At 51.4% G+C, this 21831-nt stretch carries 16 protein-coding genes; 11 read left to right on the top strand and 5 right to left on the bottom strand.

Annotation, left to right across the window (positions count from 1 at the left end):
- Positions 1-425 precede the first annotated feature (425 nt).
- Together KO503_RS00410 and KO503_RS17960 are read left to right on the top strand one after the other, a co-directional pair.
- The gene (locus KO503_RS00410; protein WP_215989627.1) at positions 426-1289 is read left to right on the top strand and encodes a hypothetical protein; all 864 of its coding nucleotides are present in this window, start codon (positions 426-428) and stop codon (positions 1287-1289) included.
- Between the two features lie 574 nt (positions 1290-1863).
- On the top strand, positions 1864-4188 hold the full coding sequence (locus KO503_RS17960) for an ankyrin repeat domain-containing protein (RefSeq protein WP_215989626.1): 2325 nt from the start codon (positions 1864-1866) through the stop codon (positions 4186-4188).
- A gap of 53 nt (positions 4189-4241) precedes the next feature.
- Here KO503_RS17960 and KO503_RS00400 read toward each other — a convergent pair whose 3' ends face one another.
- Both KO503_RS00400 and KO503_RS00395 read right to left on the bottom strand, forming a co-directional pair.
- On the bottom strand, positions 4242-4910 hold the full coding sequence (locus tag KO503_RS00400) for a nucleotidyl transferase AbiEii/AbiGii toxin family protein (protein ID WP_252730858.1): 669 nt from the start codon (positions 4908-4910) through the stop codon (positions 4242-4244).
- Between the two features lie 10 nt (positions 4911-4920).
- The gene (locus tag KO503_RS00395) at positions 4921-5208 is read right to left on the bottom strand and encodes a hypothetical protein (RefSeq protein WP_215989625.1); all 288 of its coding nucleotides are present in this window, start codon (positions 5206-5208) and stop codon (positions 4921-4923) included.
- A gap of 269 nt (positions 5209-5477) precedes the next feature.
- Here KO503_RS00395 and KO503_RS00390 point away from each other — a divergent pair, with 269 nt between their 5' ends.
- The 4 genes from KO503_RS00390 to KO503_RS00375 all read left to right on the top strand — a co-directional run bounded on the left by KO503_RS00390 (position 5478) and on the right by KO503_RS00375 (position 8020).
- A complete protein-coding gene (locus KO503_RS00390; RefSeq protein WP_215989624.1) occupies positions 5478-5732 on the top strand; it encodes a helix-turn-helix domain-containing protein in 255 nt (84 codons plus the stop codon).
- 267 nt (positions 5733-5999) lie between these two features.
- On the top strand, positions 6000-6302 hold the full coding sequence (locus tag KO503_RS00385) for a helix-turn-helix transcriptional regulator (RefSeq protein WP_215989623.1): 303 nt from the start codon (positions 6000-6002) through the stop codon (positions 6300-6302).
- Positions 6295-7515 (top strand): type II toxin-antitoxin system HipA family toxin, encoded by a 1221-nt coding sequence (locus tag KO503_RS00380; protein ID WP_215989622.1) that lies wholly within the window; start codon positions 6295-6297, stop codon positions 7513-7515. The genes KO503_RS00385 and KO503_RS00380 overlap by 8 nt, the downstream gene beginning before the upstream one ends.
- 307 nt (positions 7516-7822) lie before the next feature.
- Entirely contained in the window at positions 7823-8020 is a 198-nt protein-coding gene (locus tag KO503_RS00375; RefSeq protein ID WP_215989621.1) for a hypothetical protein, read from the top strand.
- Positions 8021-8331: 311 nt separating this feature from the next.
- Here KO503_RS00375 and KO503_RS00370 read toward each other — a convergent pair whose 3' ends face one another.
- From KO503_RS00370 to KO503_RS00360, 3 genes are all read right to left on the bottom strand, one after another.
- Positions 8332-9699, bottom strand: coding sequence for an exonuclease domain-containing protein (locus tag KO503_RS00370; protein WP_215989620.1), 1368 nt, complete (start codon positions 9697-9699; stop codon positions 8332-8334).
- 78 nt (positions 9700-9777) lie between these two features.
- Positions 9778-11805 carry a DNA phosphorothioation-associated putative methyltransferase gene (locus KO503_RS00365; RefSeq protein WP_215989619.1) on the bottom strand — a complete coding sequence of 676 codons (2028 nt, stop codon included), beginning with the start codon at positions 11803-11805 and terminating at the stop codon, positions 9778-9780.
- Between the two features lie 72 nt (positions 11806-11877).
- Positions 11878-13020 carry a cysteine desulfurase family protein gene (locus tag KO503_RS00360; RefSeq protein ID WP_215989618.1) on the bottom strand — a complete coding sequence of 381 codons (1143 nt, stop codon included), beginning with the start codon at positions 13018-13020 and terminating at the stop codon, positions 11878-11880.
- A gap of 126 nt (positions 13021-13146) precedes the next feature.
- Here KO503_RS00360 and KO503_RS00355 point away from each other — a divergent pair, with 126 nt between their 5' ends.
- Genes KO503_RS00355 through KO503_RS00335 form a run of 5 tightly spaced genes read left to right on the top strand, consistent with a single transcriptional unit; the run spans position 13147 to position 21782 of the window.
- Complete coding sequence (locus KO503_RS00355; RefSeq protein ID WP_215989617.1) at positions 13147-14088, top strand: DUF4007 family protein; 942 nt, start codon at positions 13147-13149, stop codon at positions 14086-14088.
- The gene (locus KO503_RS00350; protein ID WP_215989616.1) at positions 14078-17428 is read left to right on the top strand and encodes a hypothetical protein; all 3351 of its coding nucleotides are present in this window, start codon (positions 14078-14080) and stop codon (positions 17426-17428) included. Before KO503_RS00355 ends, KO503_RS00350 begins: the two co-directional genes overlap by 11 nt.
- The gene (locus KO503_RS00345; RefSeq protein ID WP_215989615.1) at positions 17421-18260 is read left to right on the top strand and encodes a phosphoadenosine phosphosulfate reductase domain-containing protein; all 840 of its coding nucleotides are present in this window, start codon (positions 17421-17423) and stop codon (positions 18258-18260) included. Before KO503_RS00350 ends, KO503_RS00345 begins: the two co-directional genes overlap by 8 nt.
- Positions 18214-20022 (top strand): DEAD/DEAH box helicase, encoded by a 1809-nt coding sequence (locus KO503_RS00340; protein WP_215989614.1) that lies wholly within the window; start codon positions 18214-18216, stop codon positions 20020-20022. Before KO503_RS00345 ends, KO503_RS00340 begins: the two co-directional genes overlap by 47 nt.
- A complete protein-coding gene (locus KO503_RS00335; protein ID WP_215989613.1) occupies positions 20019-21782 on the top strand; it encodes an ATP-binding protein in 1764 nt (587 codons plus the stop codon). The genes KO503_RS00340 and KO503_RS00335 overlap by 4 nt, the downstream gene beginning before the upstream one ends.
- The last annotated feature ends 49 nt before the right edge of the window (positions 21783-21831 follow it).

Below are 21831 nucleotides of genomic sequence, written 5' to 3'. Positions count from 1 at the left end.
TTTGGAACGGCACAAAAACGTTACAGGCCCAGATCAAGGTTGGTTGTTTCAAGTGCCGTCAACAAGCTCGGAACAAATCAAGGATAAATCAAGAATGTTGAGAACCATGTTGAGAATACTTTGCCGAAATCGGCTAAGTATTGGAGGCGAGTACCAGAATCGAACTGGTGTACACGGATTTGCAATCCGGAAAATTTTGCTAATTTCAAAGAGAATAATTGTAAACGGACTTGTTTCGTTCAGGGTCACTTTTCAATAGGTTACGAGGCCCAAGTAAACGGTTTTTCACAGTCTCCCGCTCTGGCGAAAAGGCAAAGAAAAACCGCTGAGGGGGCGGCCACCCACCTCAACGGCATAGAAGAATATTTCCGTTTCCAAACATATGGCATTTCCGGTCTGACCTCAACCCAATTGGCGGTGAGATCATGAGCTGGCGTATCGCAAATGAATGCGCCGAGCGTCGCTTTGGCAGCGCTGCGCGCAAGCAGATCATCATGTTCCTGGCCGACAAGGCGAGCGATGACGGCTCAGGCATCTGGTGCTCGAAGGGGACCATCCAGCGTCACACAGAGCTTAGTGAGAGCACGGTCAAGCGCACCATCATCGACTTCCTACGCGAAGGCATCTTGATCGAGACCGGGCGGCGACAATGCAAGAACGGCTACACGGTCATTTACCGCATCGTTCTGGAGCGCGTGGCCGCGTTTGAGTCCACGGCCGAGCCCGAGATTGAGACGGGGGTCACTGTGAACCCCGTCCAGCCTGAACCCGGTACGGGGTCCACGGTGAACGGGGTACGGGGTTCACGGTGGACCCCAAACCATCCTAAAACCATCCATAAACCACCTACGCGCAGGCGCGAGGCGGCGGAGGAGGTTGAAGATCTTGAAGTTGAGAAGATCCTGGCTGCTTACCCCGAGGACAGGATCCGAGACCGGCGAACCAGTCTGCGCCTAATCGCAGCGGCCCTGAAGGCAGGGGTAGAGCCTGATGACCTGATGCAAGCGATCAAAGCCTATGCCAAGGAAAGCGAAGGCTACACGCGCAGCAAGGTCTGTTTCTCGGACAACTGGTTCAAGATGCGGCGTTGGGAAAACAGGCTCGCCCAGATACAGGCCGACCGGGAGAAGGCGCGAGTGGCCGAAGCCAAAGGGCGCGCCAGCCTCGCCGAGTGGATCCACGAGCGCCATCCCTTGTGCCGTCACATCACCAACCGGCAGATCGAGGACTTGATCGCGTCAAAGCTGGTGACGCCTGAGCAAGTGCGCGCGGCAGGTCTGCAGGCGTGATCTTACGACCAATTCTCGCTGCCCATAAAATCAGTTTTGCAACTGTATCCCCGATTTCCTCACGTATGGGGGCGGCTGCAATTATCTCTTTCATATGCCTGGCGACATTCAGTTGCGAGGTGGAAAATCGAACACCGAAGAGGAGACGATATGTCAAACCCACGCCCCACGAACGGCCCGTCCACCACCGGAAATAAATCTGGTCCTGGTCGCGGAAACAATCCGCCCAAGGGAAAATAAGGAGCCTGCGGCCCGCCGTGTGCAGGATGCACAAAAGCTGCTGCAAAAGGCACCGCCACGAAAGCTACTGAAAAACTGATTGGGATGGTGGTTGTACCGCCATCCCGTTATCGAGGTGCAAAGTGTATTATTCCAAAGACAAAGAGTTGAACAAAGTGATTGCAGAGGAAGTGAAGTCCGGGGCGCGGTATGTCTCCGGAAAGAAGCATGCCAAGCTTTTCTTGGCAGGTGGTGGATTGTTGGTATTTTCCCGAACGCCGAGTGATCGACGTGCGTTTCGGAACGTGAAGGCTGAACTATCCAGGATACATCGCCAACAGGCCGAAGTGTGACCGTGTCCGACACTCAGCCGATTGCTCAACTCCCGACGTCAAACTCAGCACTCCTCTACGCTGTATCATTGTTTTGCGCGCCCAAATGGCAACACTCAGAACGCCGCCGCTACGCACGCTCGGAGATGCGTTTGGAGGGAGGGGCTGACCGAACGATTGAGTTAATTGACCTGCTTAGGCAGTCGTTGAGCCAGGACCAAGCGTCAACTCTTTGGGGAGATGCAGTTGAACAGTTCCTAAGGCTTGGGATTTCCCTGGATGCGCTCGAACTCCACACGCCTACCTATTCGGCAACTCCGCAGCAGGCACTTTGGGTGCTTCTTGCGTTCGACGTTATGCCTTCCCTTGGCAGAACGTGGGGCTTTTGGTGCCAGGATGAGGCGCTTTTGCCTCAGATGCCCGAAGACAACCTTTGGTTTTTACCGCATCAAGATCCTGCGAACCCAGATCGTTTGATTTTGCCCGTCGAGACAGTTCTTTCATGGTGGTTAGAGCAATTTGAAGGCCCATTAGATCGGGTTTGGGGGGAATACGACGACGAAAGAAGACGTACCCTCGACAACTGGAAGTCAGGCCGAACAACGCCAGCGCTTTCCAGGATCATTGAGTGGTTCGGTGACGATCATCAATTTTCATACAAGAGTTCAGACGAAGCTCGACTGTCGACAACGCAGTTTCGCTCGCTGTTGCTTTGGGCGCGTGCGATCGAGCAAGCCTACAAGGATCTCGTTGGTTTCTTGACGCCAGGTTGCTCACCGAACGACACTGATCCGATACGCAACAAGGCTTTGCAATTGATCGAGCTCTTTAGGTGGAGCTACGAGGCCACTTTGGCCAGCCACGACCCTTCGGTAGAACGAGAGAGAACGAAATTCTCTGCCGCCTTCCCCAAGTGGGTAAAGGCCAGCGTTTTCTCGGCCATTACAGCCAACGAAAACGGTGACTTGCCAGCACCCGAAACCATTGGTCAGTTTTTATCACTGATGTTGATGTCTATGCCGGATGACAACGTTTTGCCTGATCTATTTGAAAACTTGCAGGCCAGGTCACCCAAAATGTGGATGCCCAACCAGGAACGACTTGGAGAGCGAGAAGCAGTTCAAGCAACCATTGAGAACGTGCTCGTGATGTGGGGCGGCGATGAGCCTGCGCGTCAGTTCTATGTCGCCTCGGGTCTTGAAAAACTTCGAAAATTGCCCCGCATTGACGAGTTCGAAGCAGATTTCGCCTACCTATGCGCCCTCAACGCACTGTCATCGGGTGATTTTAATGAAGCGCGTCAATATGCCGAAAATGCTCTCGAGCTCTGTTTGACGCGATCCGTCGGTCCACTGAAACTGGATATTGCACGGCTCAACTTCTCACTGGCTGTTGCTCAGGATGCGTTCAACCGTGGCAGTGCGGAGCGCAGTTTTCGAATTCTTTGCAAATCAGTCCAACCTCAAGATGCAGCTCGCTGGAATCTCGGCGAAGGCCCGATCGATTATTCGATGCGGTTGGCTGCCGCTGATCACGCGGCTTGGTTCTGGGACAACATTGTTCGCCCGTATGAAGGTGTGGAAATCGAAGCGCCGCTTCAACAAGAATCCGAGATCATTCGCGCATACGCAGGTTTGCTTTTCTCTGGCGCTTCGGAGGTGGAGGTGCGTGCCTTCAAAAAGAAGTTTGGCGGCCAGCTGAAGCACAAGTTGCGAGATGTGCGCGGCGACACGTTCTTCACCGTGGCATCAAAGATTGTGCCGGATCTTGTGCGTGTGATGCGGCAAATGCCAACCTATTCCGGGCTCCCTACAGAACCCTCTGAATTGGCCAACTCGATGGCCGCAACGCATTTGAAGCTAGTTAGCTTGCTTCCCACGGATGTTCTGAATGCGCGGGACTATTTGAAACAGACTGCGCTGATGCTGGCGGCCGAGCGAAAAGATGTAGAGATGATCAAAGCACTCGTTGACCGTCATGTGGACATCGATGCGCAGGACGTGATCGGCCGGACCGCATTGCATGCAGCCGCTAAGGTTGGAGCTGATCGATGCTTTGAGATCCTCCTTGCCGCTGGTGCCAACCCGACACTTAAGACCTTCTCCGGAAAGACACCTGCCATTTTTGCCGCAGAATTTGGGCGGGCTACGATCTTTGAGATGAGATTGGCATGTTCGGCATATCAAATGGGCAGTAGCGAGCTTGAGGAGGCACACAAGCTGGCGCAGGAATCCGCGGAGGATTTTAAGGCAAAGCGCAAGACATATGCAATTCAGGGATACGAAATCGCTGGACGCAAGGGGTTCCAGAGGATTGCGGACCTGGCGAGGGATAGGCTGAGAGTTTAGCGTTCAGAGAAGTTTTCCGGCCGCTGCGGACGGAGCTGTGCTTAAAAAACCTGCTATCGAGTGATTTTTGAAAACAGTTCAATCGCCGATGTCTGAGCCGTCTTGGTCAAGTCTGAGAAATCTTCGCGAACAGTTAAACCCGAAAGGACGCCCTGCGCGAGCGCAGGGCTCATTTTCTCAGCAACATTTTTTGCAAGCCCCACTTCCTTGGGAAAAGCTGAAAGAGCATTGAGGACATAGTCGTCGCCGAAGACTTTCTGAACCGCTGCAATGTCGAACATATCACGTGGCTGCAGGTTCCATCCCCTGTGGAAAACCTTCTTGGCAATAATTTCGCTTGGGTTTTCAAGCAGAATTCTATGGCCGTTGACCTCGGTGGTGTTGGCATAGCCGTCGGTGAGCCAGCCGCAGCAGATGACATCGATCTCGCCGACCTCGTCAAAAACGATCTTTAGAGACTGCGTACCGTCAGAGGTATAGCTGCTGGGATGCAGGTCGAGGGCGAAGTCTTGCGTTTCTGGATTCATAAACGGCATGAGCTGAGGATCATCGACGAAGAGATCGATGTCATGGCTCTCGCGGTGATCGATCTGTAGCATCAGCGGGGTACCACCACCCAACGTCCAACGATCGATGATGAGTGCGTCTTTGTTTGCCTGTTCAATGATGGAAATGGCGATGTTGAAGAGATCGCTCCAGCGACTCGGGGAAGGCGTATTCATCCTGAGGTGCTTAAACCGCGAGAGGGATGGAGTTTGCGCATTGGGTCTGAAGATAGGCCGCGACAGTCTTCGCCCCGTCTTCCACGCCCATCTCCTTCACAAAGTCCAACTGAAGGTCGGTCTTAACCTCTGTAAAGAAAGAAAAAACCGGGCCAAACGCCTCTTTCATCGCGTCTAGGTTGGACACGCAGCTGGCAAGTTGATGTGCAGAAAGGTTCGCGCCGTAAGGCGCGTTCACAGTTCCCAATACCTTGGAAGCCACTGCGGACACTTCTGCTTTCTCCTTTTCTCTGTCCATGTAGATAGCTGTTTTTCCCTAATTTTGCAATAAGGCAGAGGACTCGTGCATAGCCTGGATCTGGATCGGGCAGCTTGAAGGCTCACACCTAAGTCGGTGCAGACAGCGGCGGGCGAAAAAAGCTCTGGTGTGAAATCTACGCTACAGCGCAAAATTCGGAAAATAACGCTGCAGCGTAAGTTGTCGTGGGCTAGACTGCTGCGTCTATGATCTTTAGATCATACAGAGGTTTTATGATCTAGGCATCATAGGCGGCGCTGGAGGCAGGCTTGCAGAACTTCGTTCGAATTCCCCGTGATCTTGGGCATGCGATCCGTCAGGCTCGTCGAGAGAAAAACTTGACGCAGGCCGATCTCGCTACGCGCAGCGGTGTATGGCAGGAAACGATATCGAAAGTTGAGGCCGGGCGGGGTGGCACAAAGCTCGATACGGTCTTGGCGCTGTTGGCAGCCCTCGATCTAGAGCTTTTGATCAGCACACGCAGTAAGGGCTCCACATCTGATTTTGACAACATATTCGACTGAAGTTTTTCAGCGACGGAGTGACAGCCGTGAAGTCGCTGCGTTTTATGTTCTCAGCGCGTGTGACGCAGGATGCTGAGCCTGAATGTGCAATCGGATGAACGGGTTATGTTTCTTAAAGGTGACTTTAATGCCCTTAGTGTTATGCTGATGTAACATAGATCGTGGTGCGAGCAGGGGCGTTGGATCGTCAGGTTGAGCGATGAGGTTTGACATTAATGTTTTCTCAGCGTAACATATGAGAGCTTAGTGTCGCTTGGAGATATCATTATGGCTGTTCCGATCAAAATGCCCAGGTCGGCGCGCAAGGAGCTCGTGACACTTGGGGAAAACATTCGCGTTGCACGACTGCGCCGCAAGTTAACCGCTGAGATTGTCGCGCAGCGTGCTGGCACAACGCGGCAGACCATCGCCAAGATCGAAAGCGGGAACCCTGCAGTCAAGATCGGCACTTATGTGGCAGTCCTGCAGGCGCTCGGCCTTCTGAAAGGCTGGGGGGATCTCGATGACCCGGTTGGTGAGCAAATGGCCCTGGATGACCTCCCGCAGCGTGCGAGACTAAAAAATGGTTGAGGTTTGGATCGACTGGAAGGGGCTGAAACAGGTCGGTACGCTCCACCGCACAGCGGGGCGTGGCCGAGAGCGGGTATCCTTTACCTATCATGACGATTGGCTTGCCGACGAAAATGCCTTCGGGCTTTCGCCAAACATGCCTCTCGTTAAAGGGCAATTCGTCCCGGAAGCTGGGCAAGACATGCTCGCACCGCTTGGGGATTCTGCCCCTGATACCTGGGGCAGAACGGTGATGCGGCGCTATGAGGGGCGAGTGGCAGAGGCCGAGGGGCGACGTCCAAGAGTGCTGCAAGAAACCGACTACCTACTTGGGGTGAATGATGAGACCCGTTTGGGTGCGCTGCGCTTCAAGGTTGATGGCGAGTTTCAAGCCCGCGAAGGCATTGGCGTGCCTGCGCTCGTGAACCTCGGGGATTTGCTTCATGCGTCTCAGCGCGTTCTGCGCGGTGAAGAGACTGCTGAGGACCTCAAGATGCTGTTTGCACCGGGAAGTTCTCTGGGCGGCGCTCGGCCGAAGGCTAGCATCCTTGACCAGCATGGTCGTCTTTCTGTCGCCAAGTTCCCAAAAGAGACGGACGCCTATTGCGTGGAACGCTGGGAAGCCATTGCACTGGAATTGGCAAGATGCGCCGGAATTACGGTCTCGGATCACACGCTTGAGATGGCGGGCGACAAGCCTGTTTTCTTGTCCCATCGGTTTGACCGGAACGAGGACGGCAGGATCCCGTTCATCTCAGCTATGGCGATGCTGGGCGGCAAGGATGGCGAAAGCTACAGCTATTTGGACCTGGCCGATATCATCACCTCAGAAAGCGTAACGCCCGACCAAGATCGCGAGGAGCTTTACCGGCGGGTTGCCTTTTCCATTCTCGTCACGAACCTCGATGATCACATGCGCAATCACGGATTTCTGCGGGGGCGTGGCGGATGGCACCTCTCACCGGCCTACGACATCAACCCTGTTCCGAACCAACCACGCATGCTCAAAAGCTACGTTGATGATGACAATCCGGATGCCAGTATCGCCCTGCACCGCGCACAACATGAAGCCTATCTTCTGGAGCGCGCCGAGGCAGATCGCATCATTGCCGAGGTGGCCGAAGCGACTATGGCTTGGCGTGATGTTGCCCGTGCCTTGGGGGCTCCGGAGCGAGAGATCAGGGAGATGGCAACAGCCTTCGAGCACGAGGAAGCGGATCTGGCGCGCGCGTGAACTGGGGCCGCTGTTGAATTGGATTGACCGAAAGCCGTTTGGCTGCAGCGAGATTTTGAGGTCCTTGGCCATTCTGATGCGTTACGACGTGGCAGTCGATTTTGGAGTGCCGAACTCAGATCCTCAACGCCGTGTTTCTGATTGCTGAACATAAGCGGGCAGCCGTAGCAGGCGCGGTGCAAGCCCCGCTTCAACAAGAAAATCCCCCTGCGCCAGCGCATTCTTCGCGAGGCAAGTTTCTCGCTGACAGCCCCTTGGTGCCAGCTTTGGTCATGTTCATCGAAACACTCAAAGTGAGGATCAAGAAATGGCTACTCAAACTCTGAAACTGAACGTCAAATCCGGCGAAAAAGACGGCAAGAACTACTTGGACCGCTGCGGCGTCCTCTTCGTCAACACCGACGACAGCGGCAACATCACGTCGATCAACGTCAAACACAGCATGTTCCCCGATGTCGAAATGGTCGCTTTCCCGCGCCGCGATGAAGACCCGGTCACCGAGTGAACGGTGCGCCGGGGCGGGTTTCCCGCCCTGGCTTATTGCAAGTACGATAGAGCTAAGCATTAAATCGGATTTCCCTCGAAATTTCATGGGTATACCGATCAAAGCTAAGGTGACCGAATGTGAAGATTTCAACATCATTCAAGGCGTGAGTGGTGATCTGAACTAAAGAGCAGAGCTTTAGCACGATGGCGATGAGCGCTCTACCGTTTTTGTATTTGGGATCAATTCACTACAATGATTCTAGTGAGCCAAGACCCATACGAAAGATCAGGGGCCGGACTAGATGACGCGCCATGACAGGTGATGCAAACTCAGGTGTCAATTTCTGAAACTCTTGCTTGATAGAAGTCTTGAAGTGCACAAATCCGACCCCGGTCTAACACCTCACCACTCATAATCTCGTCGAGTTGCTCATCTACCGTTGCCTTGGTCGTCCATGGCGTGGATGGCTCGTTGGTCAGCCAGCGGTCCCGGATCGCAGCGCTTGCTGCTGATCGGTAGTTCATGGATACAAACTCTGGGGCATTGGAGAAGATAAGTCGCATACCCAGTTGCTTGAGGCGGATGTCATCCAATTGAGCGACAATTCGAGCGCGGTTCCGCCAATCGCCTGCGGTGAAATCTTCAAGGACACGCTTGTCCTCGGCGCTGTAGAAGCCGTCATAGATCAACTGTTCGACGTGTTGGGCGGGCTCTTTACCCGCATAGCGATCGGCCAAAGCCTGCCCCACTCGTTTATGAAATTCAGAGTGGGCAGAAACTAGCTGGGCGAGCGAACTATGCGCAGAGCTGGGGTTGGCAACTGGGAAAAGGTTCGGGGCTTTGTTTATCGCAATCGTTCGTATCAGCTTGGGTGATGCAGCGACAGCTTTGGCAAGATCTCGATCGTTGGCATCGATGATAGACGCGTCGCAGAGGTCCAGGTCGAGGAATGCCACTGAGTTCTTGTTCTGCGGGTTTGTGCCTGCATAAGCACCGAAATAGGATCGTGGTGGTGCCGCGCCAAATCTCTCAATTAGGCACACGGGATGCCCGCTTTGCAGCAACCGGCCAACCTGGTGTTTGTCGCGGTTCAACAAGCATTGTTCCCAGACCGCAGGGGCACGCTTACGAACGAGTGATGCCACATGGATCGTTGCCTCTACGTCCCCGAGGGCATCGTGGGCGTCATGATTGGCAAAGCCATTTGCAGGGGCAAGGCGATCCAGTTTGAAACTTTCTCGCCCCAAATCATCAAGTGGCCATTCGAGGGCGTTTGGCTCTAGATCCCGGACTGCGTAGATCACCTTCATGAGGTCTAGGCGGTCATTGTTGTCAAACTGGGTTTGATACAAGTTGGGATGAAGGTTTTGATAGAATGACTGCCTAAGAAACTCTTCGTCAAAAGCAAGCGTGTTATATCCGGTCCATGTCGCCGGAGCCCAGCGTTTGATCAGGTCGCTAATCTGATGTGAAAACTCAAACCAGGATGGAAGTGCAGGGTCCATCAGCTGATCTGGCGATACGCCCGTCACAGCGAGAGCCCAAGGGGCTGGCAGAATGTGCGGCGCGAGCCTGCAGCGAATATCCACGCGCTCAACTTGGTTAAAGTCGTCATCCGTCAGGATCGCCGCAAACTGCAAGGGTTGGTCGAAAGCGGGTGACGTCCCAGTGGTTTCAAGGTCGTAAAATGCGAACATACGTGACTATTACCTGCCTTCTTCTGCCAAAGTCCAATTCCTACCGGCCGCAGCGACGAAAGCCTATGGATGCTTCATCTAGCTGGGAATTCTCACGCCAGCCTTGAGGAGGGTCTGAGCAAACTCCCGAAAAGTCGGTCCCTCATGGCTGAAATTGAGAGTATTCAAGTCTAAGACTTCCTGATCAAATGCTTTCTGTGCCGCTTGTCGAGGATCAGTCTCTTTCATGTAGCGGGATTTTAGGTACAGAAGTCGGACGTCATTGTCTGCTGAATGGTCGATGATGGAAACATCGAAGGTGTCGAACTCGACTTTCACCCGGGTCATCAAACGCGGCAGAAATGATGTCTCAAAATCGGCATAGGTTAGGGCAGTCAACTTGCGGCTGGTAATGTGTATTCTCAGCAGAGTTGTTTCGGACAGATCCCCCGCCAGTCTTTCAGCGAGTGCCACGAACCCTCGAAGCCTGACGGACAGTTCTTGGAGCCTATAAGCGGGAAATTGAAATCTGCCCTGTTCTAAATGTCCGATTCCAGCAACGGCTGCCGCTTCGGCATCTTCTAGGAGAAGGTTTTGGTTGCCGATTGAATAGAGGAGCGTTTGTCCAGATTCCTGGGCTCTTTTGTGGCTGCCAAAGAAAGCCCGAATGTCGCGCCTTAGTTCAGGAGGAAATGAGCCATACGATTTTCTTTGTGAGAATGCATGCATTGCGAAGTGGAGGCTTAGATCTTCGGTTCTCGTAGCTACGATTTCTTCAAGCTCTTTCTGACCTATGTCCGCAATTGCATGACTTGCCGCATACTGAAGGCCTTGTTTCGAGCGCGAAAGCTTTGTCGCAAGACTTTTGGGAAGTTCTGAGATGTCGGGCTGACGGCCAAAGGCCCTGATCTCAGCAGCAAGGTCTCGGATGGTTGTTTTATTGAGCTTTTCGTTGGGTTTATTTGGTGTGCCTTTTTGCGGTGCACTTGGTTTTGGAACGGAGCGGTACTCACGCCCTTTGAAGCCTATTTGACGCCTTAGCAGATATCTTTGCTCTTCTAACTCGTCCCGAAAGACCAAAAATATACCTTGGCCTACGGCCAAGGGTTCGACATTCAAAACGCTGCTGATGAAGTCTCTGAGTTCAGCCTGGGTATAGTACTTTTGGAATGTCTGTCGGGACGTCAAGTATCCGTCGCGGTAGGGCCGCGCGCCACTCAGGTCAGCCTTGCCGTACAGCATGACGGATACGGCTAGGCAGAGTTCCGTTAGGCTGAAGGCGCGTCTAAGTGCCTCCGCCCGCTCTTCAGGATCTTCGATAACGTTGAGAACAAATCCAAGATTGGTGACTTGGCTCTTTTTCAGAGCACTAGGATCTGGTTGATAGTGGGGATCCCAACCTTCGACGGTATAGCCATCAGACTGTAGGGCTCGGATGTCATCACCTTGTCCGCATCCATAGTCCAAAACGGTTCTATCGTGACGGATCAGACCACTTGTAAACAGCAGGTACATTGGCGCTGAGAGCGCAGTTCGCGTGATCGCCGTTTTGTGTCGCTCAACATTGTTTTTCTCTAGGCCATTCATGTCATCGGTTGAAGCCTTGGGGGACTCTTCTGAGATTAAACCGCTCTTCACGATGTTTGGACCTTCGACCGTCAATCCGGCTTCAGCCAGTGTTTCCATCCAAATTCGCCGCGTTCCCTTGTTTGCCATGTTCTTAAAAAGTCCCTTGCTCTCTAAGGACTGCGTCAGCATTGCAAAGTCCTTTCTTAGCGGATGATCCGGGGCTAGGAGTAGCTCCTTTCTGTGGAGAATGGGTGGGTTTGCGTCAGAATATTTTCTCAGTTTTGCGCCTTCTTCCGAGAGGTTGACGAGTAGGCTTGCCCGCAGCTCTGGAAAAGCCACGGCGCTGAAGTCTTGATAGTCCAAAAACGAGAAGGTCTGGTCGTTTTGCCCCGAGATCTTCAACACTGACCATTGGAAATTTTCCGGTACCCTTTGCAGTGCAAGGCTTAGCTTATCCTTTGCGCTCGTCTGAAGGTGATCGACCGCGCTACGGTGCACGTAGATCGCCTGGCCTACCTTTTTTCCAACCGCATTTTTGAGAGATTTATTGTTTTTCAAGTTTTATCCCTCGGGTTTGGATCTTTCTAAAGGCTCTTTTGAAACATCCTACCTGACCGAAGGGCGATCGATCTAGAGTACTGCTATAATGGCCTCTGCGGCTTCTAGAACTTCATCCGATGTATTGGTGTGCCCAAAACTAAAGCGTATGGAGGCTTGCGCTTCATCCGATGTGAGCCCAATTGCACGGAGGACGTAGCTTGGTTCCGACATTCCCGATGAGCAGGCCGAACCTGTAGAAGCTGACACGATGGGTTGTAGTCGTTGGAGCATTTCTCCCGCATCGCGTCCTTCGAACCTTAGATTCACATTGCCAGGATGACGGGAGCAAAGCTTATCTCCATTCAATCCAATATGGTCGCGGTTCGATTGCAGTTTGTCTACGAAGAGATCTCGTAGACCTGCAACCCGCGCTCTCAAAGCAGATCCGGCTTCAGAAAAATGGAACTCCGCCGCTGAGCCAAGACCAACACACAAGGGAAGGGGCAGTGTGCCGGACCGAAGCCCACCCTCTTGCCCACCTCCGTGAAACAGAGGTTCAATCCGGTCCTTCAGCTCTCGGCTCACATAGAGCGCCCCAACACCCATTGGCCCACCAAATTTATGCCCCGACAGACTAACCATGTCAGCCATATCTGCATATTCTTGGAGGTTTACTGCGCTTGGTGCCTGCGCGAAGTCGGAGTGGAGGATTGCTCCCATATCACGGCAAAGTGCTGATATTGAAGCAAGATCTTGGATGGTCCCGATTTCATTGTTGACTAATGCCACGCTTACCAAAAGAACATTCTCGCTTAGCATGTCTCTCAGTTTGTCGAGGTCGATGTGGCCTTTCCCGTTGACCGGAATCTCTCGAACCGCACATCCTTTTGTCTGAGCTACATAGGCGGCACTTTCCAAAACGCACTTATGCTCTGTCGCTGAAACAAGGATTGTCGTGCGCTGACTTTGCCGTTGCTCCGGAGTGCTCAGACCCTTGATTGCAAGATTGTTCGCCTCTGTAGCGCCGGATGTAAAAATGATCTCATCCGGATCGACTCCAAGGAGGTTGGCCACTTTGGTCCTCGAAGTCTCGGTAGCCTTATTCGCGGACCACCCTATGGAATGTTCGGAGGAGTGCGGGTTGCCATGGAACTCAGTCCAAAACGGCTGCATTGCGGCCCGAACTGTTGGCAGCATCGGAGTGCTTGCTTGATGATCAAGGTATATGGTCAAAGGGTTTTCCTGCCAAATCGAAGGTTATCTATAGACCAACCTTGATCCTGGGGTCAAGCACCAGGTCGTCGTTGACCATCCCCTCGGAAGATCGCTATAACAACCACTAAGCGGGGTAGCAGATTTATGAAAAAGCAAACAACATTTACACAGGATTACAAGCCGCAGTTCTCCGGCCACGAGACCTTTCCGTTGCGCTACGGATGGTTGGAAAAGGCTTTCGAAGCTGTTGATTCTAGTGGCCTGAATAACAACAAGATTTTTTCAGAGAGCGAGGCGATTGCGCATTTTGGCGTGGGCAAGAACATGGTGGCGGCAATTCGATTTTGGGCACAGGTCGCAGGTATTCTCACAGCGGATGGGAAGGACGTAAGAACGACCGAATTTGGTCAGCAGTTACTTGGCCCCAATGGGCGCGATCCATACCTTGAAAGCGCTTCGTCTCTTTGGAAAATTCACTGGGATATTGCCTCCAATCCTAAGCATACAGTCACCTATTGGTTGTTCAATGTTTTCAATGAACCCAACTTTGACCGCGATACTGTTCTACGAAGGCTGATGGAATTTATTGGTCAGCGTGGTTGGAAATTGCCATCAGAGAAGACGTTATCAAACGATGTAAGCGTCTTATTGGCTAACTACGTGCCTAGCGTCCCGAAGCGAGGCCCTAGCGAAGAGGCATTCAATTCGCCGCTGACCGAGCTGGGATTAATACGGCGACGCTCAAATGGAAAATTCAGTATGAACTTAGGGCGAAAGCCAGGCCTGTCTAACGGCGTGTTCCTCTATGCGGTGTGCGATTTTTGGGAGCGAACGTCTTCTGCAAACACACTTGGGGTCCAATCAATGCTACTAGAGCCCGGGTCTCCCGGAAGGGTTTTCGTGCTTGAAGAGTGGGAGTTGATTGATCGGTTGGCAGATGTCGCTGACGTGACCGACGGATTGATTTCCTGGTCTGAGACAGCCGGATTGAAGCAGCTCCTTAGGCGTGGGGAATTTCCCCCAGGTTTTGCAGAAAACCTGTGGTCCTCCGACATTTCCGCCTTGAGGGGGTCATATGCCGCTTAACGAAATTGTCTCGGTGAATGGACGCTTCCTGCGATCTGTTCGAATTGATCAAGATGACCGCAATGAAGCCCTCGAGGGTTTTGTCTTTTCATCATCAGTACGGGAAATCCTCAAAAACTTTTCACATCAGCAATTTGAGAGCGGGCAAGGTGCCTTCACTTGGACTGGCCCGTATGGAAGCGGGAAGTCGAGCCTCGCACTCGCTCTATCCGCTTTGTTGAGTGGTAGTAAGCAAGAACGCGCGACGGCTGCGAGCAAGGCTGACCCGGAGTTTGCAAAGGAACTATGGAAGTTACTCCCTCCGAAGAGAGATGGCTGGAAATGTGTGTCGGTCGTTGGGCGCAGCATGGAGCCCTTCCAGTTGATCGGTGATGGTATCAAGGATGCAGGTCTTGCGGCACGCCAAAGGAAGTTTGATACGCCAGAAAAAGTCATTGAATACTTGCAGTATTTGGCGGCTGACGACCGCGAACATTCTGGAGGTTTAGTCCTCTTTTTGGATGAAATGGGGAAGCTACTTGAGCACGCGGCATCCTCAACAGGAGATGCATATTTCTTCCAACTGCTTGGTGAAGCGGCGTCGAGGAGCGGTGGCCGCCTTATCGTTGTGGGTATCCTTCATCAATCCTTCCAAGAATATGCGAGCCGCTTGGCACGCGACATCAAAGATGAGTGGGGAAAGATCCAGGGTCGCTTCATCGACATTCCCGTCAATGTATCTGGCGATGAGCAGATTGAATTGGTGAGCAAGGCGATTATCGCTTCAGAGCAGCCGGATAGCGCTAGACGGAACGCAGAGGCAGCCACGGAGCTACTTGCCGATGTTCGACGTGGCGCGTCCGTAGTTTCGAAAGAGTTGCTTACTAGCGCTTGGCCACTCAACCCGCTTGTAACATTGGTGCTAGGGCCTGCATCGCGTCGGAGCTATGGGCAAAACCAGCGTAGCATCTTCAGTTTCCTGGGCTCTTCCGAGCTGTTCGGCTTTCAGGACTACCTTGAGAAGGCGAGCAAAGAAGATCCGAAGGGCTACGGATTGGCTGATTTTTGGGATTATCTAGATTTCAATCTGCAAGCTGCAATCGCCGTGTCTTTGGACAGCCATCACTTTGCAAATGCAAGGGATGCAATTGCGCGGTGGGAAGCGAAAGATGGCGGTGAGATCGGTGTGCAGCTGCTAAAGTCGCTAGCCATTTTGGAACTGACACAAAAGCAGACCGGAGTAGGTGCGACGCTGGGCGCACTTAGCCTGGCAATAAATCAAACAAGTGCTGCGGTAGAGGGGCTCTTGTCAGAACTTGAGGCGGCGTCGATTGTTGTTTTTCGAAAGTTCAGGGGCACTTACTCTCTCTTTGACGGGAGCGACTTTGACATTGAAGTGGCGTTGGATGAGGCATTGAGAGAAAGATTAGACTTCGATCTCAGCTCAATCTCAAACGCTTTATCTTCACCCAATATCGTCGCGAAGCGGCACTACCGTGAAACTGGTGCTCTGCGCTGGTGCGAACTCAAGGTACTGCTCGAAAGCCAAGTCGAGAACTATGTTACTAGCTTTACACCTACAAATGGATGCTTTGGCGCATTCATCATTTCACTGGACAATGCGACGTCAAGCATTGTTGAAGATTTTGGTGAGTATGGGGGGGGGGGCGACTTTGCGGTTGTGAGGTCCGAAAAATCGAAGAACCTTGTGGCACTTGCACGAGAGCACTCCGCCTTGAAGGATATCTTGGCATCGAACCCCGAGATTCATCGAGACAAAGTCGCGCGCAGAGAGCTTACCGATCGTATCGAGGCGATTGGGGGTAGGATTGAGCATGAAGTCTGGCAATTGATCGCAAGCGCAGAATGGGAAACCGGAATTGATGATCTCCGGATTTCCGCGCACCGAAACCTCACAGTTTTAGCCTCAGAGATGGCAGACCGTCGATTTTCAATGTCGCCAAAGTTAAACAACGAACTGCTAAACCGAACCAAGCCATCGGCTTCTGCCAATTCAGCGCTGAAGTTGCTACTGCATGCCGCCGTCCTTAAAGAAGGCACTCCGGGGCTTGGATTCGAGAAATTTCCTGCTGAAAGAGCTTTGTTTGTTTCGCTCGTCGAAGCTAACGGACTGTACGCAGAAGAAGGCGACGAATGGAAGTTTGTACCACCATCAGGTGATGACAGCGCAAATCTGATACCTATCTGGAAAGCAACGAAAGATTTCTTGAAGAAGCGAGGCAACCGCAATGTGCAACTCACCGATGTTTACGACCTCTGGCGGGCACCTCCCTTTGGACTGAAGGATGGTTTGATGCCATTCCTTGCTGTGTTGTTCATGCTCGCTGAGCGTCGGAATCTGTCACACTACCGAGAAGGTATTTTCCTATCGACCATTTCGGATGTTGATGTGGACTATGTTCTGAGAGCGCCGCAAATGGTCCAGCTGCGCTGGATCGAAATGAACCAAACGACGAAGAGACTCCTCACTGAGTTGGCAAACGCGGTTGGTGAAGTTGTTGACGATCGAGTCTCAACGTTAAGTCCGCTGGAAGTTGGGCGCGCACTCATTGCGGCATATGAAACATCAGCCCCTTGGGTTCAACGAACCGCGCGTCTGCCTGAGCATGCAAAAAAAGTAAGAGCGCTCTTCAAGCGTTCCAATGATCCACAAAAGTTCGCCTTTGATGACATTCCTGGCCTCTACGGAAAGGACATCGATATTCTAACAGATCAAGGGATCTCTGAGATCGCTCAAAACATCAAAGAAGGGCTAATTGAAATCCGCGCGGCATATCCTGCGATGCTCACCAGAATGCGCGAACACATTCTGGATGAGCTGCAAGTTCATGGACGCACTGCGAAAGCGTACCGAGAGCTGAACGAGCGCGCGAAGAATATCCGAGATGTTGCAGGTGACTTGCGGCTTCGATCTTTCATCACCCAGCTCACAAGCTTCGGAGATGACCTGCAATCGATAGAAGCACTCGCAGGGCTTGGTATCAACAAACCCGTCAAAGCTTGGATCGATAGCGACATTGACCGAGCAAATGTGGAACTCACCTTGCTTGCGCAGCAGTTCAACCAACACGAATCTGTCGCTCGTGTCGCTGGGCGAAAAGATAAGCGGTCCGCAATGGCATTGATTGTCAGCGTTGATGATCGGCCAACCCCTGTGATGGAGGAATTTGACATTTTGGATTCCGACAATGCGCAGGTGAACAAACTCAGTAGAAAGATTGAAGAAGTGTTGCAGCAAGCTGCAGAAGGCACTGGTAGAAACGTAATCCTTGCTGCTTTGGCCAAAGTTGGGGCCGCGAGGATCAAACAATCAAACGCGAGTGAGGAATTAGATGGCTGACAAAACTAAACATGTATTGGGCTTGTCAGGGGGCAAAGATAGTTCAGCCCTCGCGATCTACATGAGCCAGGCTCACCCAGAACTCGATATCGAGTATTTCTTTACTGACACGGGTGAAGAGCTAGACGAGGTGTATGAGTATCTTGCAATGCTTGAGGGTTTCCTTGGCAAGAAGATCCGGTACTTGGACCCTGGGCGAGATTTTAAGTTCTACCTTGCCCAATATAATCAATTCCTCCCGTCAGCCCAGACGCGTTGGTGTACGAAAGACCTAAAGATCAAGCCCTTTGAGAAGTGGGTGAAATCAGAATTTACCGAGCAGGGGTATACAGTCTATAGTTATGTGGCGATCCGGGCTGACGAAGATTTTCGCCAGGGTTTGAACTCGAAAAATGGAAATTTGATAACCAAGCTGCCATTCAAAGATGATGGGATCGACAAGGCAGGCGTTTTTGAAATTCTTGAGAACTCGGGACTTGGCCTTCCAGCTTACTATGACTGGCGTTCCAGGAGTGGCTGCACGTTTTGTTTCTTTCAGCAAAAAATTGAGTGGGTTGGACTCAAGGAACGTCACCCTGAAGCCTTCGAGAGGGCTAAGCAAATGGAGAAAACCTCTCTCGACCATGGGTCGCCGTTTTCATGGAGCGAAGGGGAGACACTGCTTGAACTGGAAAAGCCTGAACGCATTGCTCAAATCCGCGCAGATCATGAAAAGCGCGTCGAAAGAGCTAGGGCGAAGAGGAAGGTTGATCCTCTACGGCCGGAAAAAGGCGCAGTTGATCTAGATGACATTTACGGCCAGCAAAAGGTGTGTTTGGCCTGCCATAAATGAGCAGCTTCCAAAAATTGGAGATAACGCTTCTGATGGATTGTGCGGTTCAGATTTGGAAACAGTGAAAATGTGTCCAAAAGAAAGCAGCAAGGGCTGGCTTTTTATGCAGAAATCCAACACGATTAGGAACGAAAAAAAACCTCGGGGGATCAAACAATTGGGAACGGGTAAGCTGAAATCTGTGCTTAGTAGGTTCGGTGTAGCAAAGCTATCAGAGCTTGTAGGTATGGAAACGCTCGAGAACATGGAAAAGTGGTTCCGTGTCCGTGTTACCGCACCTAAACTGATTGATATTCTTCTTCAAAGATACGGCTCATCAATACTTGGGAACGCCCAGATAAGGAAAATGGTGCTGAACCATGTTGATGACTTCGACCGAAAGCACATCTTAGGGACTAGCTCTAAAGTAATTTGGTCAAGCAGCTCCAGCAGTGCTCAACGCCTAGTGGAGACTCTTGAGTTGGGCCCCGAATTCCTCCCGCCTGTCGCAGAGGTGAGCCCTCCGGCAAGTAATTCTATTCCCGTTTCGACACCGCTGCATGAGTATCAGTATAATGTTAAAGCAAGAGCCATTGCTGCGCTGAAACTCCCTAGCTCCCGAATATTATTGCACATGCCAACCGGCGCGGGAAAAACTAGAACGGCCTGTGAGTTGATGGTTGATGCGTTGAGGGCTGAGCCTCCCGGCCCCGCTTTGATTGTATGGCTCGCTCACTCGGAAGAACTTTGCACACAGGCAGTTGAGGCAATTGAAAGAAGCTGGTCAACCAAAGGTGATCATCAAGCATCTGTTACTAGAATTTGGGGTGGGTTTGAACGACCTTCGGATGCGCCGCTGAGAGGATTCGTGGTGGCCAGTTTTCAGTCAATCCACGCCCTTCTAACGTCTGCATCAAAAGATTTAAGCCTGCTAAGAGAAATAGGGGCCTCCACCAAGATGATCGTTATCGATGAGGCACATAAAGCTATTGCGCCAACCTATGAAATAGCCATTAATTCCCTATCTATGGCAAGTATTCCACCAAAATTGGTTGGTCTATCGGCAACACCAGGTCGCAGCGAAAACCGTCAAGAAAACAAAGAGTTGTCTGGTTTTTTTAACAATACCAAAATCGGTTTGTGCGACGATAGCGGTAGGGAGCTGGAGGATGGTATCGGTTACCTACAAGACATGGGTGTATTGGCTCGTCTTGATCGCGAGAAAATTGAAACAGACGTCTCAATTGACCTAAGCGAGAGTGAAGTGGCCAAGCTTTCAGAGCTCATGGAACTCCCAGAGAGTTTCTTGAGACGTCTTGGAGGGCAACACGAGCGAAACTTGTTGATTTTCAATCGCATGATGGAGTTGTCAGACGCCAAGCGGCAAGTCATTTTGTTCGCTTGCTCCATTGCCCATGCAGAATTGCTAAGTGATTTATGTGTTGCACGGAACATAGCTGCCCGCTTGGTTACTGGACAAACTGATCCAAAAGATCGAGCAAGATACATCGCTGAATACAAAGATGGCAAAGTGCAGCTACTTATTAACTATGGTGTTTTGACAACTGGATTTGACGCCCCCAATACCGATACCGTTTTCATTACTAGGCCGACAGCATCTGTCGTTCTCTATTCCCAAATGATCGGTAGGGCTATTAGGGGGCCAAAGAATGGTGGGAACGAACGCGCGAGAGTTATTGATGTGGTCGATAACTTGAACGGAATGCCGTCCGAAAACATGGCCTACAACTACTTTAATAATGTCTGGAGTACACAGCAATGACAACGTACCTTTTTCCTGCATCCACAGCAATTGAGTCGTTCCGAGATGCAGGTTATCGCGATACTTCGATGGCTTTGGCGGAACTCGTTGACAACTCGATTCAGGCGGAAGCTGACAACATTCGAATTCTTGCCATCGAAGAAAACGTCAGTGTGCAGAGAACCGTTGCCAATGTAGGCTCATTGGCGGTCTATGACGATGGCCATGGTATGGCCCCAGACGTTTTGGAGATCTGCTTGGCGTTCGCGCAAGGCACGAGACTAAATACGCGCTCCGGTATAGGTCGCTTTGGTGTTGGACTTCCGCTCGCCTCAATCAGTCAGTGCAAGCGAGTGACAGCCTATTCGTGGCAAAAAGGCAAATGTTTTACCACTCATCTCGACATAGACGAAGTCAAAAAGTCGGGCCAACAAATGACCAATGATGTAAAGGAATGTGAAATTCCCGGCGAGATACTGCGGCACCTTGACGTCCCTGTAAAGGAACAAGGCTCTCTGATTGTATGGGAAGATTGTGATAGGCTAGACCTTAGGAGAACAAATACACTAGTTAAGCGCATGGAGGCAAGTTTCTGCCGGATATACCGTCATTTTCTCGACGACGATAATACTTATGGGCGCAAAAGAGATATCCGAATTCTGATAGTAAAGCCGGACGCTGATAAAGTTGAAATCGTGAAATTGCTACCAAATGACCCCCTATACTTGATGACGCCGCACAATCTTCCAGGTTTTGAAAATGAAGCTACCAACGAAGCTTACGGAGAAGTGCAAAAAATTCCTGTCAAGTACGGAAACAAAGGCAAGAAATCAGTGGTTGAGGTAAGGTATTCGATTATCCGGCCTGAAATCGCTAGGTGGACAAGGAATTCTGACACAGCGTCTGTCGTGGATCATTACAAGACTAATACCGGAATTTCTTTCGTTCGAGCAGGAAGGGAGATAGACTTCGGCTCTTTTGGGTACTTTAACCCCCAAGAATTACCTGAACGTTATTGGGGATGTGAAATTCGTTTCGAGCCAGAGCTCGATGAGCTGTTTGGCGTAACCAACAATAAGCAGGCCGTCCGCGATATTGATTACATAGAGAGAGAAGAAGTAGAGCAACTTCACGAGGGGTTGAACGAAGACGATGAGGATTTTGATCACAAAATCGCTCTTAGAGGCGAGTTAGGGAAAAACTTCAAAAATGCTCGCAAAGGGATGATGGCCCGCATTTCTGGCCTTAAGCCTGAGAAGGGAAGTACTGTCGTGGGCCGTAAAACTGATCCGGCAACCCAGAGTGCGGAACTAGCAGGCCAGAACTTTAAAAACGATCCAACAAAGACAAAGACAAAAGTCGAGAAAGACACCGTTCCTGATGAAGAACAGGACGCAAAACTAAAAGATATGCTGATCCAAGAGCATGGGAATGACCTGTCAGACGATGAATTAAATAGGATTGTTGAGGAGATCAAACTTACCGGTGTGACAATTATTGAGAAGGCTTGGCCTGGAAATCAATTCTACACAATTGAACGTCCAGGTGAGATAATGACAATTGCGCTGAATGCTCAGCATCCATTCCAAGCAGAGTTATACGATAAGATTTGCAAGGGCACGGATACGCAGGAGGCGCTAGCTATGAACTTATTTTTAATAGCCGCTGCCCGGGCTGAAGACGAGCTCTGGGATGATAAATCACAAGAAATTCTTGAAGAATTCAGAGAAAAGTGGGGGGGCTGGATTAAGAAGCTTTTGACGCAGTTAAACAACTCATAGTATGCTTCTCCCGACTGCAGAACTGAAAAGTAGGCTCAAGCTACAGTTT

This window comes from Pacificibacter marinus, assembly GCF_018860505.1.
In the GTDB taxonomy this organism is placed as follows: domain Bacteria; phylum Pseudomonadota; class Alphaproteobacteria; order Rhodobacterales; family Rhodobacteraceae; genus Celeribacter; species Celeribacter marinus_B.
The sequence above is the reverse complement of the archived record's forward strand: the minus strand, read 5'-3'. Positions and strand labels throughout refer to the sequence as shown.

Excerpts from the sequence above, each read along its gene's own strand:
- KO503_RS00350 (WP_215989616.1), top strand. The coding sequence starts at position 14,078 with ATGCCGCTTAACGAAATTGTCTCGGTGAATGGACGCTTCCTGCGATCT.
- KO503_RS00410 (WP_215989627.1), top strand. The coding sequence starts at position 426 with ATGAGCTGGCGTATCGCAAATGAATGCGCCGAGCGTCGCTTTGGCAGC.
- KO503_RS00355 (WP_215989617.1), top strand. The coding sequence starts at position 13,147 with ATGAAAAAGCAAACAACATTTACACAGGATTACAAGCCGCAGTTCTCC.
- KO503_RS00370 (WP_215989620.1), bottom strand. The coding sequence starts at position 9,699 with ATGTTCGCATTTTACGACCTTGAAACCACTGGGACGTCACCCGCTTTC.
- KO503_RS00340 (WP_215989614.1), top strand. The coding sequence starts at position 18,214 with ATGACATTTACGGCCAGCAAAAGGTGTGTTTGGCCTGCCATAAATGAG.
- KO503_RS00335 (WP_215989613.1), top strand. The coding sequence starts at position 20,019 with ATGACAACGTACCTTTTTCCTGCATCCACAGCAATTGAGTCGTTCCGA.
- KO503_RS00395 (WP_215989625.1), bottom strand. The coding sequence starts at position 5,208 with ATGGACAGAGAAAAGGAGAAAGCAGAAGTGTCCGCAGTGGCTTCCAAG.
- KO503_RS00345 (WP_215989615.1), top strand. The coding sequence starts at position 17,421 with ATGGCTGACAAAACTAAACATGTATTGGGCTTGTCAGGGGGCAAAGAT.
- KO503_RS00380 (WP_215989622.1), top strand. The coding sequence starts at position 6,295 with ATGGTTGAGGTTTGGATCGACTGGAAGGGGCTGAAACAGGTCGGTACG.
- KO503_RS00385 (WP_215989623.1), top strand. The coding sequence starts at position 6,000 with ATGGCTGTTCCGATCAAAATGCCCAGGTCGGCGCGCAAGGAGCTCGTG.
- KO503_RS00375 (WP_215989621.1), top strand. The coding sequence starts at position 7,823 with ATGGCTACTCAAACTCTGAAACTGAACGTCAAATCCGGCGAAAAAGAC.
- KO503_RS00400 (WP_252730858.1), bottom strand. The coding sequence starts at position 4,910 with ATGAATACGCCTTCCCCGAGTCGCTGGAGCGATCTCTTCAACATCGCC.